The sequence below is a fragment of the Mesorhizobium sp. ISC15 genome (genome assembly GCF_037162615.1).
Lineage (GTDB): Bacteria > Pseudomonadota > Alphaproteobacteria > Rhizobiales > Rhizobiaceae > Mesorhizobium > Mesorhizobium mediterraneum.
This window is the reverse complement of record NZ_JAVSPX010000001.1, coordinates 4,144,184-4,162,311: the sequence shown is the minus strand read 5'-3', so window position 1 is coordinate 4,162,311 and position 18,128 is coordinate 4,144,184. Positions and strand designations below refer to the sequence as shown.

The following is an 18,128-nucleotide window of genomic DNA, read 5'->3' as shown; positions in this document are numbered from 1 at the left end:
AAAAGACGCGCGGCGCTTTCTTATGCGATTCCGCCAGCGCCGTAACCGATAATTGCGTAGGCCACCATTGGATTGGCTATCAGACGCCCAGCGACTTCAGCTTGCGGTGAAGCGCCGAGCGCTCCATGCCGATGAACTCGGCCGTTTTCGAGATGTTGCCGCCAAAACGGTTGATCTGGGCGATCAGATAATCCTTTTCGAACTGTTCGCGCGCCTCACGCAGCGGCAGCGCCATGATGTGCTGATCGGATTGGTTTGGCGTGCGCGGCATGACATCGCCGATCTCGGCAGGCAAGAGGTCGGCGGTGATCGGCGCATCGATATCGTCGCCGCGCGCCAGGATCATCAGCCGCTCGACATTGTTGCGCAACTGGCGGACGTTGCCCGGCCAGTTGTGCGCCTGCAGTACCGCCAGCGCGTCGTCGCCGATGCGCCGCGGCCGGATGCCGGCCTGGCGGGCGATCTGCTTCATGAAATTGTCGACCAAATAGGGAATGTCCTCCCGCCGTTCGGCCAGTCCCGGTACCATCACCGGAACCACCGCCAGGCGGTGATATAGATCCTCCCGGAAACGACCGTCGGCGATCATCGCCTCCAGGTTCTGCGAGGTCGATGAAATGATTCGGACATCGACCTTGACCCGTTTGGTGCCCCCTACCCGCTCGAACTGCTGTTCGACCAGCACGCGCAGGATCTTGTTTTGCGTTTCGCGCGGCATGTCGGCCACTTCGTCAATGTAGAGAATGCCGCGATGGGCTTCCTCAAGCGCGCCGACCTTGCGTTCGACACCGTTTGATTCGGTGCCGAACAGCTCGACTTCCATGCGTTCGGGCGTGATGTTGGCAGCGCTCAGCGTGACGAACGGTGCCCCCTTGCGCGCCGACAGTGTGTGGATGGCGCGTGCCGCGAGTTCCTTGCCCGACCCGGACGGGCCGATGATCATGACGCGGCTGTTGGTCGGCGCGACGCGTTCGATGGTCTGACGCAACTGGCTCATCGCCGACGACATGCCGATCAGGTCGAAGGTTTCGCCGCTGCGCAGCTTGAGATCCGAAACCTCGCGTCTCAGCTTCGAGGTTTCAATCGCACGTTCGGCGATAAGGATCAGCCTGTCGGCCTTGAACGGCTTCTCGATGAAGTCATAGGCGCCGCGACGTATGGCCGAGACCGCCGTTTCGATGTTGCCGTGGCCCGAGATCATCACCACGGGCAGGCTCGGATGCATTGTCTTGATCTCGTCCAGCAGCGCCAGTCCGTCCAGACGTGAGCCCTGCAGCCAGATGTCGAGGAAAATCAGCCTCGGCGCCCGGTCGGCGATCGCCGCCAGGGCGCTGTCGGCATCGAATGCCGTGCGGGTTTCGTGACCTTCGTCGCTCAGGATACCGGCGACAAGTTCGCGGATGTCTTCCTCGTCATCGACGATGAGAATGTCAGACGCCATTACCGACCTTTTCAGTTTCTCTTTCGTGTTCCGTCCTGCCTTCGCCGCTCGACGGCACGGTGGCGGCAAGCGGCAGGATGATGCTGATCATCGCGCCTCGCCCGCCGTGGAAATCCACCGGCGCGTCATGCAGTTCGAGCCGGCCGCCATGGTCTTCCACTATCTTCTTGACGATAGCGAGGCCAAGCCCCGTGCCCTTCTCGCGTGTCGTCATGTAAGGCTCGAGCAATCGCTGACGATTCTCGCGCGGCAAGCCCTTGCCATTGTCGATGACGTCAATGCGAATCGCGCCATTCTGGCGCCCGGCTTGAATCCGGATTATGCCGTGCGAGCGGTCCTTTTGATCAAGTCCGTCGATCGCCTCGGCTGCGTTCTTGATAATATTGCCAAAAGCCTGCGCCATCAGGCGGCTGTCGAAAGTGCCCTTGAGCGGTTCGTTGCCGAATACGCGCTCGAAGGTGATATCGGCGCGGCTCACTTCGACGAGGAACGAGGCTTCGCGCAACGACTCGCGCAAGTCGAGGGCCTTCATTTCGGGCTTGGGCATGCGTGCGAAAGCGGAGAACTCGTCGACCATGCGGCCGATATCCTCCACCTGCCTGATGATCGTGTCGGTGCACTGATCGAAAACCTCGCGGTCTTCGGTGATGACTTTGCCGTAACGGCGCTTGATGCGCTCGGCGGAAAGCTGGATCGGTGTCAGCGGGTTCTTGATCTCGTGGGCGATGCGCCGCGCCACATCCGCCCATGCCGAGGAACGCTGCGCCTGGACCAGATCGGTGATGTCGTCGACCGTCACGACATAGGATTTCTCCTCCGAACCGTCGTCGCCGGCCTCGACCGTGATCTGCACGTTGAAGGTCCGCTCCGTGCCGGCGCGATAGAAGGTCACCTGCTCGCGGTGGACAGGCTTTCCCGACTTGCGGCCGATCTCGAAGACGCGGCCGACATGCGGCAGCACGGCGGAGAGATTTTGCCCGAGTGCGGCAGTGGCGGAAATGGCCAGCATCGTTTCGGCCGATCGGTTGACGATGGTGACGATACCATAGGGATCGACGCCGATGACGCCGGCGGTGACGCCGGCAAGCACGGCTTCCGAAAAACGCCGCCGCTCGTCGATCAAATCTTTGGCGGACAGAATCTCGTTACGCTGCGATTTCAGTTCCAGCAGCATCTTGTTGAAGGTGTCGCCGAGCGAGGCGACGTCGCCGTCGGAGGGCCGAACGGGCACGGCAACGTCGAGATTGCCGGTCGCAACCTCGTCGGCCGCGCCGATGAGCTGGCGGATGGGCCGCACCAGGCGATCAGCCACGGCAATGCCGGTCCAGATGGCGGACAGAATGATGATCAGCGTCAGCGACAGGTAGGGAAGTGCGAAGGCCACCTGCGAGGTGCGGCGATTGGCTTCCAGACCGCGATATTCGTCGGTGTTGGACCTGACAATCTGTCGTGCCTTGATCACCTCGGGATCGACGAGGCGGATGGTGTAGAGATAAAGCCCTTCGATCTCGCGCAGCTTGACGATGGCGCCCATGATGTTGCGCGTCTTCGGCTCGATCAGCACCGGCCTGCCGTCGGCGGCACTGCTCATGGCGCCTTCCGGCGGCTCCGGCATGGCGAAATCGGCGTCGGTCTTGGCGCTCATGACGAATGAACCGTCTGGCTTGACCAGCGCGGCATGGGCCAGCGAGCGTCCGACGGCTTCCTTGTTCATGAGGTCGAGGAAGCCGGTTCTATCGAGGCCATAGAGCGTGCGGGAGGCGTCGAGATCGTAGGCCATCGACAGGGTCGTTCCCTGGAGATTGCGCGCGTTCTCCTGCACATAGGCATCGGCGATCGACAGCGACGAATTGACGATCGTCTTGGTGCGGATCTCGAACCAGCGATCAAGACCAATGTCGAGTGTGATCGACGCGATGATCGCCACCATGATGGCGGGAATCGCGGCGACTAGCGCGAACATCGCGACGATCCGTACATGCAGCCGCGACGCCGCCTTGCCGCGCCGGCGCGCCATCAAAATGCGATGCACTTCGCGACCGACCAGCGCAATCAGAAACACGATGAACGCCGCGTTGAGGGCGATGAGCGCCAGCGTCGTCCTCTCGTCCGGCGTGATCGGCGTGGCGCCGACGAGAATGGCGAAGGAGATCGCCGCCGTAACCAGCGCACCGGCAACGGCCACCACACCGGGCAGCGCAAGCAGCCGGCGCCCATCCCTTGTGCCGGGTTCGCTGAAAAGCGGTTCGCTCAGTGTCGGTGCCTGTGAAGCCATGTCGCCGTCTAGAGCCAGTGATTGCGTCGGATGTATGCAACGCATTGTGGCGATTATGCAACAAGTGTGACCTGGACGGAAATGTTTCGGCGATCGATCCCCCGGAAAAAGGCGTCGCTCTATTCGCATCGGCCCGAAAATCGAGATCGATTTTCGGAAGGCACGACGCGAAACTCAAAGCGTTATAGCGAACGTTTGTACGCCCGCGTGGAACGTGCGTCGCTCTAAGCCTGCCTGGTTGATTTGTAGACGTTGACGCCGAGTTCGCGAATTTTCTTGCGCAGCGTGTTGCGGTTGAGGCCCAGGAGCTCCGCAGCCTTGATCTGATTGCCGCGGGTTGCCGTCATCGAGGCCAGCACCAGCGGATATTCGACCTCGGAGAGAATGCGCTGATAGAGGCCGGCAGGCGGCAAATCGCCGGCGAATGACGCAAAATACCGCTGCAGGAAATGTTCCACCGCCTGGCCGATGGACAGGTCGTCGGGAATGAGGTTGCCGCCACCGGGAACGACCGGCCTCTCGCCGGTCTTCAGTTCCGCCTCGATGATCTCGGCGGAAATCTCATCCTGCGAATAGAGCGCGGCCAGTCTGCGGACAAGATTTTCGAGCTCGCGCACGTTGCCGGGCCACGGATAGCGCTTCATCAGCTCGATGCCGCCGGTGGAAATGCGCTTGGTCTGCAGGCCTTCGCTGGCGCCGAGCTTGAAGAAGTGCCGCACGAGATCCGGAACGTCCTCGGACCGCTCGCGCAGCGCCGGCAGCCTTAACGGCACGACGTTCAGGCGATAGAAGAGATCCTCACGGAAAAGCCCCTGATTGATCAGCGTGCGCAGATCCTTGTTGGTAGCGGCGACGATGCGCACGTCGGTCTTGATCGGCGTGCGGCCGCCGACGGTGGTGTATTCGCCCTGCTGCAGGACGCGCAGCAGACGCGTCTGCGCTTCCATCGGCATGTCGCCGATCTCGTCGAGGAAGAGCGTGCCGCCTTCGGCCTGCTCGAAACGGCCGGTGGAGCGGTTTTGGGCCCCGGTGAAGGCGCCCTTCTCGTGCCCGAAGAGTTCCGATTCGATCAGGTCGCGCGGGATCGCCGCCATGTTGATCGCGACGAAGGGACCGCCGCGACGACGGCCGTATTCGTGCAGCGCGCGCGCCACCAGCTCCTTGCCGGTGCCCGACTCGCCTGAAATCATCACCGTCAGGTCGGTCTGCATCATGCGCGCCAGCATGCGATAGATATCCTGCATGGCGGCCGAACGGCCGACCAGCGGCATCGTTTCCGGCGGCTCGTCCGCCCGCGCATCTATCTTCGGCCGTCGGGGCTCGGAAAGCGCCCGGTTGACGATGTTGAGAAGCTCGGTCAGGTCGAACGGTTTCGGCAGATATTCGTAGGCGCCGGTCTCGGAGGCGCGAATCGCGGTCATGAACGTGTTCTGGGCGCTCATGACGATGACGGGCAGTTCCGGCCGCGCCTTCTTGATGCGCGGCAGCATATCGAAGGCGTTCTCGTCCGGCATGACCACGTCAGTGATGACGAGATCGCCCTCGCCCGCCGCCACCCAACGCCACAGCGTCGAGGCGTTGGAGGTCACGCGCACCTCATGACCGACGCGCGAAAGCGCCTGGTTGAGGACCGTGCGGATGGCCGCATCGTCGTCGGCGACGAGAATATTGCCGCGAACCGTCATTTGCGGTCTCCTTCGCCATCATCGTCTGTGCCGAACGGCGTTTCTTTCCAGGCTGGCATCAGAATGCGGAAAGTGGTTCCGCGCGGCGTCGAATCGCATTCGATGATGCCGCCATGCTCGCCGACTATTTTCGCGACCAGCGCAAGACCAAGCCCCGACCCGTTCGGCTTGGTGGTGATGAAGGGATCGAACAGGATCGGCAGGATATCTTCGGAAACGCCGGAGCCATTGTCGCGCACGCAGAATTCGAGCGGCAGCGACACGCGGCCTTGCGATCCCGGAACGGAGACACGTATGCCCGGCCGGAACGCGGTCGACAGGGTGATCTCGCCTTGCGGATCGCCGCCAATGGCCTCGGCAGCATTCTTGACCAGGTTGAGGAACACCTGGATGAGCTGATCACGATTGGCAAAAACCGGAGGCAATGATGGATCATAATCCTCCAATATCTTGATCCGCTTGGCAAAACCGTTCTTGGCAATCGCCTTCACATGGTCGAGCACGACATGAATATTGACCGGATAGCGGTCGATCGGTCGCTCGTCGGAAAACACCTCCATGCGATCGACCAGCGAGACGATGCGGTCGGTCTCGTCGGTGATCAGCCGGGTCAGCGCGCGATCTTCATCGGAAGCAGACAGTTCGAGCAGCTGGGCAGCACCCCGTATGCCGGATAGCGGGTTCTTGATCTCGTGGGCAAGCATCGCGGCCAAGCCGGTCACCGAGCGTGCCGCGCCGCGATGCGTCATCTGCCGATCGATCTTGTCGGCCATCGATCGCTCCTGGAACATCACCACGACGGAACCCGGAAATTCCGACACCGGGGCGACATAGAGATCGACAACTTTCTCAATGCCAAGGCGCGGCGACGACACATCGACCCGATATTCGTTGACGGGTGCCCGGCGCTCGCGCACCTGGTCGACAAGCGTCAGCAACGGGCTGCCGAAGGGAATGAGCTTGGGTAGTGTGTTACGGGCGAGCATGGTCGCGCTCGAGCGGAAGAAGTCCTCGGCATCGGCATTGGCGAAGGTGATGAACCCTTCCGCATCGACCATGATCACCGGGCGGCGGATGGTGTTGAGCACGATGTGGGCAGCGTCCGCCATATCCGTGCTCTGTGTAACGGTGGCATTCATGCCGCGCCCCGCAGGTTCATCGCCTCGGGAGCGTGTGAAAGCACCTCGCGCAACGCGGCAATGACGCGGACGGGCTCGAAGGAGGTGAGGATGGCCTTTCGCTGCTCATCAGCGACGCCAGCGGCGTGGCGGTCGAGATACCAGCCAAGATGCTTGCGCGCCTGGCGCACGCCGCTTTCGGTGCCGTAGAGCGTCAGCATGTCCTCGTAGTGGGCAACGACATAGTCGGCCAACACTTCAGGGCTTTCAGGCACGCCGGGCGGTGCCTTCTTTGCCGCGGCTGTCGCGATGCTGCCTGCCGTCCACGGCGCGCCATAATGCGCGCGGCCGATCATCACCGCGTCGGCGCCCGACTGGTCGAGGATCATTGCTGCCTCGGCCAGCGAGCCGACATCGCCATTGGCAACGACCGGTATCGACACAGCCTGCTTTACGCGTGCGATGGCGCGCCAGTCGGCCTTGCCTTGGTAGAACTGGCAGCGCGTGCGGCCATGCACTGTCACCATCTTGACGCCCGCCTGCTCAGCGCGGCGCGCCAGCATCGGCGCGTTGAGCGCGCTTTCGTCCCAGCCGAGCCGCATCTTGACCGTGACCGGCACCTCGACCGCGCCGACCACCGCCTCGATCAACGACAAAGCGTGATCGAGATCGCGCATCAGCGCCGAACCGGCATAGCCGCCCGTCACCTTCTTGGCCGGGCAGCCCATATTGATGTCGATGATGTCGGCGCCCTCGCCCGCGGCTATGCGGGCGCCCTCGGCCATGTGCGCCGCCTCACGACCGGCAAGCTGCACCATGTGAACAGGCAGCCCGGAATGACGGATGCGCAAGCCGCAACCGGCCCTGCCTTTGGCAAGCTCGCCGCTCGCCACCATCTCCGACACGACCAACCCGGCGCCGTGCGCATAGGCACGCTGCCGGAACGGCTCATCTGATATACCCGACATGGGCGCGAGGAAGGCGCGATTGCGGATTCTCACACTTCCCACGTCCAGCGGCGAAGCCAATTTGGTCAGGTCGAGCATGCACAAAAACCAAGCATTTTTAATTGCTGCACATTCTCTAGCCAGAATGATAGCGAAGTGCAACGCGCAATGACGTCGCATTAAGGCGCATTTAGGAAAATGCCGGCCTTCAGCCCCTACCGCGCCCAAGCGCCGTGCTTCTTTGGGAAGGACGCCTTGGGCACTTTGCATCTGCGCATGATCTCTTCCGAAAAGCGATTCCACTTTTCGGGATCATGCGCTAAGCGTCTCGGCATGACAGATGCAAGCGAAAAGCAAGCCTCGGCGGCGGACAACAAAGTTGCAGTCGTTATTGTCGCTGCCGGCCGCGGCGCGCGCGCGGGTCAGGCCGACGGACCAAAGCAATACCAAAGGATCGGTGGCCGTGCCGTCATCGCGCGCACACTGGACGTGTTTTTGGCGCATCCGAGAATCGGTCCCGTCGTCGTCGCCATCCATGCCGACGACAGCGCGCTTTTTCGCACCGCCGCCGGAGCCAACGCCGATCGGGTCGTCACGGTAACGGGTGGCGCGTCCAGGCAAGACTCCGTTCGGCTCGGGCTGCTTGCGCTGAGAGGCCAGGCGCCGGGCCAGGTTCTGGTCCATGATGCCGTTCGCCCGTTCGTCGACGCGGAATTGATAGATCGTACGATCGCCGCCATCGGCGAGCGCCAGGCAGCGCTGCCTGCCCTACCAGTCGCCGACACGCTGAAACGTGAATCGGCCGGCATGATCGGCGAGACGGTTTCCAGGAACGGGCTTCATGCAGCCCAGACGCCGCAAGGCTTTCCGTTCTGGCCGATCCTGGCCGCCCACGAAAAGGCCCATCATCTCGGCAAGGCGGACTTCACCGACGATGCCGCGATCGCCGAGTGGGCACATATTCCGGTGAAAATCGTTCCGGGCTCGCCGGATAATGTCAAACTCACCTGGGCAAGAGATATTTCGATGGCGGATCAGCGGCTTTCCGGCGAACGGCCGCGCTTTCCAGACATCCGCACCGGCAATGGCTACGACGTTCATGCGTTCGAGCCCGGTGACCATGTCATCCTGTGCGGCGTCTCCATCCCGCACGACAAGAAACTGTCCGGCCATTCGGACGCCGACGTCGGCCTGCACGCCTTGACCGACGCGCTGCTCGCCACCTGCGGCGCCGGTGACATCGGCACGCATTTCCCGCCATCGGATCCGCAGTGGAAAGGCGCTGCCTCGCGGATCTTCGTCGAACATGCGGCGAGACTGGTGCGCGCGCGCGGCGGGCGCATCGCCAATGCCGACATAACGCTGATCTGCGAGGCGCCACGGGTCGGCCCGCATCGCGAAGCAATGACAGAAACCCTTTCGGCAATGCTGGGAATTTCCCGGAACCGTGTCTCGATCAAGGCGACAACCAACGAAAAGCTCGGCTTTGTCGGCCGCGAGGAAGGGATAGCCGCCATCGCGACCGCCAGTGTCGTGTTTCCAGGGGATGTCCCCGAATGAGCAACAACGACCTCGCAGATGCCCTGCTTCAAGCCTGCCAGCAGCGCGACATCATGCTGGCGACGGCCGAGAGCTGCACCGGCGGCATGATCATCGCCGCTCTGACCGACATCGCCGGGTCTTCCACGGTGGTCGACCGGGGTTTCATCACCTATTCCAACGAGGCCAAGACGGAGATGCTCGGCGTTTCCGCCGCCACGCTTGAGGCGCATGGCGCGGTCTCGCGGGAAACGGCGATCGAGATGGCGCAGGGCGCCCTGACCCGTTCGCGCGCCGGACTGACCCTCGCCGTCACCGGCATTACCGGTCCAGGCGGCGGCTCGACGGAAAAGCCCGTCGGCCTGGTCTGGTTCGGTGTCGCCTTGACTGGTCGGCCGGTCGTCAGCGAATGTCAGTTGTTCACCGACAAAGGCCGCAATTTCATCCGCCAGGCGACGGTCAAGCATGCGCTTGAACTGGGCTTGCGCGCACTCGCTGCGGATCAGGCTGCTGGCGCTGGCCCATAGATGACGTCGGCGCGCTTCTCGAACGCCTCGGAGAACATGCGGAAGGCGCGATCGAACATCGTTCCCATCACCGCGCCCAGAATACGGCTCTTGAATTCGTAGTCGATGAAGAAGCAGACGTTGCAACCGCCGTCGGCCGGCTCGAAACGCCAGGCATTGCTCAAATATTTGAACGGACCGTCGATGTATTTTACGTCGATGGCGTTCTCGTCAGGCTTTAGCAGCACCTGCGTGGTGAAAGTCTCGCGGATCGCCTTGTAGCCGATGCTCATGTCGGCGATGAGCAGTGTGCGGCCGTTGCGTTCCTTGCGCGAGCGAACCGTCAGCGCCTCGCAAAGCGGCAGGAATTGTGGATAGGATTCGACATCGGCAACCAGAGCAAACATCTGCTCCGGCGTATGGGAAACGCGACGATGGGCTTCGAATTGCGGCATGAAACCAGTGTGTTAGGCGGACTTTCTGAGAAACGCTTCGCGCGCCGCGCGCAGCCTGGCGAAATCGTCGCCGGCATGGTGCGACGAGCGCGTCAGCGGGCTTGACGCCACCAGCAGGAAGCCCTTGGTCTTGCCGATGGTCTCGAAGGACTTGAATTCCTCCGGCGTGACGAAGCGGATAACCGGATGGTGCTTCTTCGACGGCTGCAGGTACTGGCCGATGGTCATGAAGTCGACATTGGCCGAACGCAGATCGTCCATCAGCTGCAGGATCTCGTTCCGCTCCTCGCCAAGGCCAACCATGATGCCGGATTTGGTGAAGATCGACGGATCGAGCTCCTTGACCCGCTGCAACAGCCTGATCGAATGGAAATAGCGGGCGCCCGGCCGGACCGTCAGATAGTTCGACGGCACGGTCTCCAGATTATGGTTGAAAACGTCGGGCTTCGCCGCCACCACGATCTCCAGCGCGCCTTCCTTGCGCAGGAAGTCGGGCGTCAGGATTTCGATCGTCGTCGACGGCGTTGCCGCCCTGATGGCGCGGATGACCTCGGCAAAGTGCTGAGCTCCGCCGTCGGCGAGATCGTCGCGGTCGACTGAGGTGATGACGACATGGGTCAGGCCCATTTGCTTGACGGCGTGTGCGACACGGGCCGGTTCATCGGGATCGAGCGCGGTCGGTATACCGGTAGCCACGTTGCAGAAGGCGCAGGCGCGCGTGCAGATTTCGCCCATGATCATGAAGGTGGCGTGCTTCTTTTCCCAGCATTCGCCGATATTGGGGCAGCCGGCCTCTTCGCACACCGTCACCAGCTTGTGCGACTTCACGATCTCGCGCGTCTCGGCATAGCCTTTCGACATCGGCGCCTTGACGCGGATCCAGTCGGGCTTGCGCAGCACGTCCTGGTCGGGCTTGTGCGCCTTTTCAGGATGCCGCAGGCGCGGCGCATTGGCGATCGTGTCGAGGACGGTGACCATCTGAAATCCGGTTCGTTGGCGATCGCCTGTCCGACGTTCGCTTTTCACAAGTCATCTAAGACTTTTCGCTGCAAAGAAAAAGGCCGCGGCGGCGCATGCCGCCACAGCCGCGTTCGCATGGCAAGAGTTCAGCAACTAACGGCGCACCATGCGCCCTACCCAGATCAGCAGGCAGGCACCGATGAAGCCGGTGATCAGATAGGCGATCCAGCCGGCGCCGAAGGCGCCGATGTTGAGCGCCTGCAGGATGGCATTCAGCACGATCGCGCCAACGATGCCAAGAATGATGTTCATCAGGATGCCGGTGTTGCTCTTCATGAACATCTCGGCAAGCCATCCTGCCAAACCGCCGATGATGATCGCTGCTACCCAGCCCACGCCGTTCACGTCCATATGCCCTATCCTTGTGTGATGAATGCATCCGGAAACGAATTACCTTGCCGTCGAGTTCCTTGGCTCTCGCGTGTTGAGCCTCAAGCGGCCGATTTATCATGCGTTCAGCGCGCGGCCATAGGCGTCTAGGACGCTTTCCTTCATCATCTCCGACAGCGTTGGGTGCGGGAAAATCGTGTGCATCAATTCTTCTTCGGTGGTCTCCAGGTTCATCGCCACGACAAAACCCTGGATCAGCTCAGTCACTTCGGCGCCGACCATATGCGCGCCAAGCAGCTGCCCGGTCTTCTTGTCGAAGATGGTCTTCACGAAACCCTGGTCCTCGCCGAGCGCAATCGCCTTGCCGTTGGCGGCGAACTGGAAACGGCCGACGCGGATGTCCTTGCCCTCGGTCTTCGCTTTCGCTTCGGTCAAGCCGACGGAGGCTACCTGCGGGTTGCAATAGGTGCAGCCCGGAATCTTCAGCTTGTCAGTGGCGTGCACTCCTGGAATATTGGCGATCTTTTCCACGCAGACCACACCTTCATGTTCGGCCTTGTGGGCGAGCATGGGCGGGCCGGCGACATCGCCGATCGCATAGATGCCGGGCAAATTGGTCTTGCCGTAGCCGTCGACGACGACGCAGCCGCGCTCGGTCTTCACGCCGAGCGCTTCGAGGCCGAGATTCTCGATGTTGCCCTGCACGCCGACGGCCGAGATCATCCGATCCGCGGTGATCTTCTCGACCTTGCCGTCCTTCATTTCGACATGCGCGGTAACCGAGTTCGCGCCCTTCTCGACCTTGGTCACCTTGGCTTCGAGAATGATCTTCATGCCTTGCTTCTCGAACTGCTTCTGCGCGAATTTCGAGACCTCGGCGTCTTCGACCGGCATTACCGCCGGCAGCAGCTCGACCACCGTCACCTCGGCGCCCATGGTGCGGTAGAACGAAGCGAACTCGATGCCGATCGCGCCCGAACCCATCACCAGCAGCGACTTCGGCATCTCCTTCGGCACCATCGCCTCGAAATAGGTCCAGATCAGTTTGCCGTCAGGCTCGATGCCGGGCAGCGCACGCGGCCTGGCGCCGGTGGCAAGAATGATGTGCTTTGCGGTGTAGGTGCCCTCGCCCTTGACGGCCTTGGGCGCCGGCGGCTGCGGCTCCATCGGCTTCTTGGAGGATTTCGAAACAACAACCTCACCGGGCCTGGAGAGCTTGGCTTCGCCCCAGATGACGTCGACCTTGTTCTTCTTCATCAGGAAGGCGACGCCACCGTTCAGCCGCAGCGAGACCTTCCGCGAGCGGTCGACAACGGCAGCGGTGTCGACGCTGACCTTGCCGTCGATCTTCAATCCATAGTCCTTCAGATGATCGGAATAATGCATGATCTCGGCCGAGCGCAGCAGCGCCTTGGTCGGGATGCAGCCCCAGTTAAGGCAGATGCCGCCGAGATGCTCGCGCTCGACGATCGCCGTCTTGAAGCCGAGCTGGGCGGAACGCACCGCCGTGACGTAGCCGCCGGGGCCGGAGCCGATGATGATGACGTCGTAATTCTCAGCCATTTTGTGGTCCTTATTGAAGCGAGGCTTCACCGAAAGCAGGCTTCGGTATCGAAATTGGCTCGTACCTCAGTATTAAAGGCGCGAAAGCTGGCTCATGCATCAGTATCAAAAGGGCGTCGGAAACCCAGAGCCCCAGAAATGCGTAACCTGCGAGAAGCCGACTTCGGCGGCCCTGCCAATGCACAGCCAACCAAATGCCAATGATCAGAAATGCATTGACTATCATGTCGCTAACATCACGCGCACCAGCGGTGCCAGCGCCTCGCCGATGTTTCGTGTGTTTTCGGCATCGAGATGCACGCCGTCGAGCGGCGTAGTCGTCGCCACCATGCCGGCATCGAAGAAGCCGCAGCCGGCCTCGTCGGCAAGGGCGGAATATTGTGGTGCCAGCCGCTTCGAGGCTTCATCGCCGCCGGCGAACATTTCCTTGAATTCGGCGTTTTCCGTACGGCTGACCGCGGGCGGCGCAACGATCAGGATCTGCGGCGCCGGCCAGTCGAACGGGTAGTCGTGCCCGCGTACGATATCGATCAGGCGCTCGATGCCTTGCTTGGCGGCGACCGGATTGCCGTGGATCCACGGCTTCATGTCGTTGGCGCCGAGCATGATGATGATCAGGTCGATCGGCGCATGCGTCATCAGGATCGTCGGCAGCACTCTTGCGCCGTTACGGTCGGCGCCGGCCAGATGATCGTCGAAAGCCGTTGTGCGGCCGTTCAAGCCTTCAGCGATGACCTCGATACCGCCTCCCAACGTCGCCTGCAGCACGCTCGGCCAACGGTCCTCGAGCGGGTGGCGATCCAGGCTTGCCGCATCATAGCCCCAGGTCAGCGAGTCGCCGTAGCAAAGGACTGTTTTCATGCGTTTGCCCCGCTCCTGCCAAATCCTGCGTGTGCGCGCTTTACCCGCCAGCCCACGAACAGCCACTGGACCAACACCGTGGCGAGGCCCGGCAGGACGAGGCCGGCGACAATGGGAAGATCGCTCGACCACTGGCTCTTTCCGGATGGCTGGGAGAAAGTCCAGGTAATCAGGCCAACCCCGACGAGCACAAAAAACGCAACCGCGATAAGCGACGTCAGGTTTATCGCGCTTTGCGGGTTCGACATAAACTGCGCGATGAAGAGGGCGACCGTCACGAGGATGGTGACGAGAGCCGAGATCATGAACACAAGGATGTACTCTACGTCGGCATCAGTGGCGACGGCGAGCCCCTGCGCCACCAATCCGCCGGCCAAACCGGAAAGGATGAAGGCAAAAAGGCTGGTGAAGAATTTCCGCACCGCCTTCTTCCTTTCTAGACCAGCATGCCCATCGGGTTTTCGATCATGCGCTTGAAGGCGACGAGCAGTTCGGCGCCGAGCGCACCGTCGACGGCGCGGTGATCTGTCGACAGCGTCACCGACATGATGGTGGCGATCTTGATCTCGCCGCTCCTGACCACCGCGCGCTCCTCGCCGGCGCCGACCGCCAGGATCGTCGCATGCGGCGGGTTGATGACGGCGGCAAAGTCCTTGATGCCGAACATGCCGAGATTAGACACTGCCGTGGTGCCGCCCTGATATTCTTCCGGCTTCAGCTTGCGGCTGCGGGCACGGCTGGCAAGGTCCTTCATCTCATTGGAAATGACTGACAGGGTCTTTTCGTCGGCACGCCGGATGATCGGCGTGATCAGGCCGCCGGGGATCGAGACCGCGACACCGACATCGGCATGCTTGTGCTTGACCATGGCGCTCTCGGTCCATGAGGCATTGGCATCCGGCACCGCCATCAGCGCCATCGCCATCGCTTTGATGACCATGTCGTTGACCGACAGCTTGTAGGCCGGCACCTCACCCTTGTCGGTCTTCTTCACCGGGGCAGCCGCATTGATCTGCGTGCGCAGCGCCAGAAGCGCATCGAGCTCGCAGTCGAGCGTCAGGTAGAAATGCGGGATGGTGGTCGTGGCCTCGACCAGCCGGCGCGCGATGGTCTTGCGCATGTTGTCGTGCGGAACAAGCTCGTAGGAGCCTTCGGCGAACAGTTTCAGCACCTGGTCGTCCGACATTGGCTTGGCTGCGACAGCTGGAGCCGGAGCGCCGGCGGGCGCCGCTTTTGCAGCGGGCGCCTTGGCGCTGCCGCTGGAAATAGCTGCATCGACATCGGCCTTGACCACGCGGCCATGCGGGCCGGAACCGGTCACCGCTGAGACGTCGACGCCGGCTTCCAGGGCGATGCGACGGGCCAGCGGCGAGGCGAAGGTGCGGCCGTCCGGCGATTGGCTGATCTCCCCCCTTGTGGGGGAGATGCCAAGTGGCGACAAAGAGGGCAGGCCAGAGGGGGGCGCTTTGCTCCCTACGGCTGGAGGGACAGCGCCCCCCTCTGTCGACTTCGTCGACATCTCCCCCACGGGTGGGGAGATTGGCGCCTTGTCCTGCTTGGCCTCGGCCTTTGCCGGCGCAGCGCCGTCACCGCTCTTCGCGGCGGCCGCCGCATCCTCGCCTTCGACGGCGAGCACGGCGATCAGCGCGTTGACCTTGACACCTTCGGTGCCGGCCGGGACGACCAGCTTGGCGACCGTGCCGTCGTCGACGGCCTCGACTTCCATCGTCGCCTTGTCGGTCTCGATCTCGGCGATCACGTCGCCCGGCGAAACCTTGTCGCCCTCCTTGACGAGCCATTTGGACAGATTGCCCTCTTCCATCGTGGGCGAGAGGGCAGGCATGGTGATGTTGATCGGCATTTTGTCCTCCCGCCCTGCTCAGCGATATGTGACGGCTTTGACCGCCTCGACGACCTCGCCGACATTGGGCAGCGCCAGCTTTTCGAGGTTGGCCGCATAGGGCATTGGCACGTCCTTGCCGGCAATGGTGATAACAGGCGCGTCGAGGAAATCGAAGGCGCGCTGCGACACCTGGTTGGCGATGTGGTCGCCGACCGAGTTCTGCGGAAATCCTTCCTCCACCACCACCAGACGGTTGGTCTTCTTGACCGAAGCGATAATGGTATCGAAATCGAGTGGACGGATGGTCCTGAGGTCGATGATCTCGGCATCGATGCCCATGCCGCGCAATTCGGCCTCGGCCTTGATCGCATAGGTCATGCCAATGCCGAAGGAGACGATGGTGACATCCTTCCCCCTCTTATGGATGCGCGCCTTGCCGATCGGCAGCACGAAATCGTCCATCTTCGGCACGTCGAAGGAGTGACCATAGAGGATTTCGTTTTCGAGGAAGATGATCGGGTTCGGATCGCGGATCGCGGCCTTCAGCAACCCCTTGGCGTCGGCGGCGGTGTAGGGCATCACCACCTTCAGACCGGGAATGTGGCTGTACCAGGCGGCATAGCACTGCGAATGCTGGGCGGCGACGCGGGCAGCCGCGCCGTTCGGCCCGCGGAAGACGATGGGCGCGCCCATCTGGCCACCGGACATGTAGAGCGTCTTGGCGGCGGAGTTGATGATCTGGTCGATCGCCTGCATGGCGAAGTTGAAGGTCATGAACTCCACGATGGGTTTCAGGCCGGCCATCGCCGCGCCGACGCCGACGCCGGCAAAACCGTGCTCGGTGATCGGCGTGTCGACGACGCGACGCGGCCCGAACTCCTGCAGCAGCCCTTGCGTGACCTTGTAGGCACCCTGGTACTCGGCGACCTCCTCGCCCATGACGAAGACGTCGCCATCGCGGCGCATCTCTTCGGCCATCGCGTCACGCAACGCCTCGCGCACAGTGGTCGAGACCATTTCCGTGCCGGCCGGGATGTCCGGATCTGCGGCAATTTCGGTTCTCGGCGCGGCGGCGACAGGTGCTGCCGCCTCGCTTTTGGCCGCAGTAGGCGCTGGCGCGGCTGTTTCAGCCTTGGCAGGTTCTTCTTCGCCGACGCCTTCGCCTGCCTTGTCGATGTCTTCGCCATCAACGGCGAGCACAGCGATCAGCGCGTTGACCTTGACACCTTCGGTGCCGGCTGGAACCACGATCTTGGCAAGCGTGCCTTCGTCGACGGCCTCGATTTCCATCGTCGCCTTGTCGGTTTCGATCTCGGCGATGACGTCACCGGCGACGACCTTGTCGCCCTCGTTCTTCAACCATTTGGAAACATTGCCCTCTTCCATGGTCGGCGAGAGAGCGGGCATGAGAATTTCGATCGGCATGTCCTTGCCCTCTCTTACAGCACGATGTCGGTCCAGAGCTCGGACGGATCCGGCTCTGCGTCATTCTGGGCAAATTCGGCGGCGTCGGCGACGATATCGCGAACCTCCTTGTCGACGGCCTTGAGCTCGTCCTCATCGGCCCACTTCTTCTCGATCAGGCGCGCCTTGACCTGCTCGATCGGGTCACGCTCGGAGCGCATCTTCTGCACTTCTTCCTTGGAGCGGTACTTTGCCGGATCGGACATCGAGTGACCGCGGTAGCGGTAGGTCTGCATTTCGAGGATCAGCGGCCCCTTGCCGGCGCGGCACCATTCGGTGGCGAGATCGCCGGCTGCCTTGACCGCGCGGACGTCCATGCCATCGACCTGGATGCCGGGGATCTTGAAGGAGGCGCCGCGGTGCGAAAAATCCGTCTCGGCCGATGAACGCGATACCGAGGTGCCCATTGCGTAGCGGTTGTTCTCGATGATGTAGATCACCGGCAGCTTCCACAGCGAGGCCATGTTGAAGCTTTCATAGACCTGGCCCTGATTGGCGGCGCCGTCGCCGAAATAGGTCAGCGTCACATTGTTGTTGCCGCGATAGCGGTTGGCGAAGGCGAGGCCGGTGCCGAGCGAAACCTGCGCGCCGACAATGCCGTGGCCGCCGTAAAAATGCTTCTCCTTGGAGAACATGTGCATGGAGCCGCCCTTGCCCCGGGACAAGCCGCCGCGGCGCCCGGTCAATTCGGCCATGACGCCGCGCGGCGACAGTTCCATCGCTAGCATGTGGCCGTGATCGCGGTAGGCGGTGATCATCTGGTCGCCATCGACCAGCGCCATCTTCATGCCGGTGACGACTGCTTCCTGGCCGATATAGAGATGGCAGAAGCCGCCGATGAAGCCCATGCCGTAGAGCTGGCCGGCCTTTTCCTCGAAGCGGCGAATGAGCAGCATGCGCCGGTAGGCGTCAAGCTCCTCTTGCTTGGTGAAGTCGATAGGCTTGGGGGCTGAAAGCCCCGCCGATTTGCCGTCGGATCTGGATTTGGATTTGGCAGGCGCTTTTCTCGCGGCGGTGGCCATGCATCACTCCCTGTTGGCGTCTCTTGCGGACACTGAGGGAGATCAGTTCTCCCCACCGA

The 18,128-nt window shown here is 62.3% G+C and carries 16 protein-coding genes; 2 read left to right on the top strand and 14 right to left on the bottom strand.

Annotated elements, in window-relative coordinates; all coding sequences use genetic code 11:
- Positions 1 to 79: 79 nt before the first annotated feature.
- The 5 genes from ntrX to dusB form a co-directional block, all read right to left on the bottom strand.
- The gene (gene ntrX / locus RPG13_RS20085) at positions 80 to 1,441 is read right to left on the bottom strand and encodes a nitrogen assimilation response regulator NtrX (RefSeq protein ID WP_027153990.1); all 1,362 of its coding nucleotides are present in this window, start codon (positions 1,439 to 1,441) and stop codon (positions 80 to 82) included.
- Positions 1,431 to 3,716 (bottom strand): sensor histidine kinase NtrY-like, encoded by a 2,286-nt coding sequence (locus RPG13_RS20080; protein WP_337125790.1) that lies wholly within the window; start codon positions 3,714 to 3,716, stop codon positions 1,431 to 1,433. The genes ntrX and RPG13_RS20080 overlap by 11 nt, the downstream gene beginning before the upstream one ends.
- 224 nt (positions 3,717 to 3,940) lie before the next feature.
- Positions 3,941 to 5,401: a nitrogen regulation protein NR(I) gene (gene ntrC / locus RPG13_RS20075; RefSeq protein WP_095488622.1), complete on the bottom strand. Its 1,461-nt coding sequence runs from the start codon at positions 5,399 to 5,401 to the stop codon at positions 3,941 to 3,943.
- A complete protein-coding gene (locus RPG13_RS20070; RefSeq protein WP_095488621.1) occupies positions 5,398 to 6,540 on the bottom strand; it encodes a two-component system sensor histidine kinase NtrB in 1,143 nt (380 codons plus the stop codon). Before RPG13_RS20070 ends, ntrC begins: the two co-directional genes overlap by 4 nt.
- A complete protein-coding gene (gene dusB / locus RPG13_RS20065; RefSeq protein WP_337125789.1) occupies positions 6,537 to 7,565 on the bottom strand; it encodes a tRNA dihydrouridine synthase DusB in 1,029 nt (342 codons plus the stop codon). The genes RPG13_RS20070 and dusB overlap by 4 nt, the downstream gene beginning before the upstream one ends.
- Positions 7,566 to 7,799: 234 nt before the next feature.
- Here dusB and RPG13_RS20060 point away from each other — a divergent pair, with 234 nt between their 5' ends.
- Both RPG13_RS20060 and RPG13_RS20055 read left to right on the top strand, forming a co-directional pair.
- A complete protein-coding gene (locus tag RPG13_RS20060; RefSeq protein ID WP_337125788.1) occupies positions 7,800 to 9,026 on the top strand; it encodes a bifunctional 2-C-methyl-D-erythritol 4-phosphate cytidylyltransferase/2-C-methyl-D-erythritol 2,4-cyclodiphosphate synthase in 1,227 nt (408 codons plus the stop codon).
- A complete protein-coding gene (locus tag RPG13_RS20055) occupies positions 9,023 to 9,532 on the top strand; it encodes a CinA family protein (protein ID WP_337125787.1) in 510 nt (169 codons plus the stop codon). Before RPG13_RS20060 ends, RPG13_RS20055 begins: the two co-directional genes overlap by 4 nt.
- Here RPG13_RS20055 and RPG13_RS20050 read toward each other — a convergent pair.
- The 9 genes from RPG13_RS20050 to pdhA form a co-directional block, all read right to left on the bottom strand.
- Entirely contained in the window at positions 9,508 to 9,966 is a 459-nt protein-coding gene (locus RPG13_RS20050; protein ID WP_126106661.1) for a type II toxin-antitoxin system RatA family toxin, read from the bottom strand. The two genes, RPG13_RS20055 and RPG13_RS20050, sit on opposite strands and share 25 nt — an antisense overlap.
- A gap of 12 nt (positions 9,967 to 9,978) precedes the next feature.
- Entirely contained in the window at positions 9,979 to 10,944 is a 966-nt protein-coding gene (lipA, locus tag RPG13_RS20045; protein ID WP_126106662.1) for a lipoyl synthase, read from the bottom strand.
- A 135-nt stretch (positions 10,945 to 11,079) separates the two neighbouring features.
- A complete protein-coding gene (locus RPG13_RS20040) occupies positions 11,080 to 11,337 on the bottom strand; it encodes a GlsB/YeaQ/YmgE family stress response membrane protein (RefSeq protein ID WP_095488615.1) in 258 nt (85 codons plus the stop codon).
- Positions 11,338 to 11,433: 96 nt separating this feature from the next.
- On the bottom strand, positions 11,434 to 12,879 hold the full coding sequence (gene lpdA / locus RPG13_RS20035; protein WP_337125786.1) for a dihydrolipoyl dehydrogenase: 1,446 nt from the start codon (positions 12,877 to 12,879) through the stop codon (positions 11,434 to 11,436).
- 222 nt (positions 12,880 to 13,101) lie between these two features.
- Positions 13,102 to 13,740: an SGNH/GDSL hydrolase family protein gene (locus RPG13_RS20030; protein WP_337125785.1), complete on the bottom strand. Its 639-nt coding sequence runs from the start codon at positions 13,738 to 13,740 to the stop codon at positions 13,102 to 13,104.
- Complete coding sequence (locus tag RPG13_RS20025) at positions 13,737 to 14,162, bottom strand: hypothetical protein (protein ID WP_337125784.1); 426 nt, start codon at positions 14,160 to 14,162, stop codon at positions 13,737 to 13,739. The genes RPG13_RS20030 and RPG13_RS20025 overlap by 4 nt, the downstream gene beginning before the upstream one ends.
- A gap of 14 nt (positions 14,163 to 14,176) precedes the next feature.
- Positions 14,177 to 15,601: a pyruvate dehydrogenase complex dihydrolipoamide acetyltransferase gene (locus RPG13_RS20020; protein WP_127294019.1), complete on the bottom strand. Its 1,425-nt coding sequence runs from the start codon at positions 15,599 to 15,601 to the stop codon at positions 14,177 to 14,179.
- Positions 15,602 to 15,619: 18 nt separating this feature from the next.
- Positions 15,620 to 17,008 carry a pyruvate dehydrogenase complex E1 component subunit beta gene (locus RPG13_RS20015; protein ID WP_337125783.1) on the bottom strand — a complete coding sequence of 463 codons (1,389 nt, stop codon included), beginning with the start codon at positions 17,006 to 17,008 and terminating at the stop codon, positions 15,620 to 15,622.
- 14 nt (positions 17,009 to 17,022) lie between these two features.
- Complete coding sequence (gene pdhA, locus RPG13_RS20010) at positions 17,023 to 18,069, bottom strand: pyruvate dehydrogenase (acetyl-transferring) E1 component subunit alpha (protein WP_127294023.1); 1,047 nt, start codon at positions 18,067 to 18,069, stop codon at positions 17,023 to 17,025.
- Positions 18,070 to 18,128: the final 59 nt, after the last annotated feature.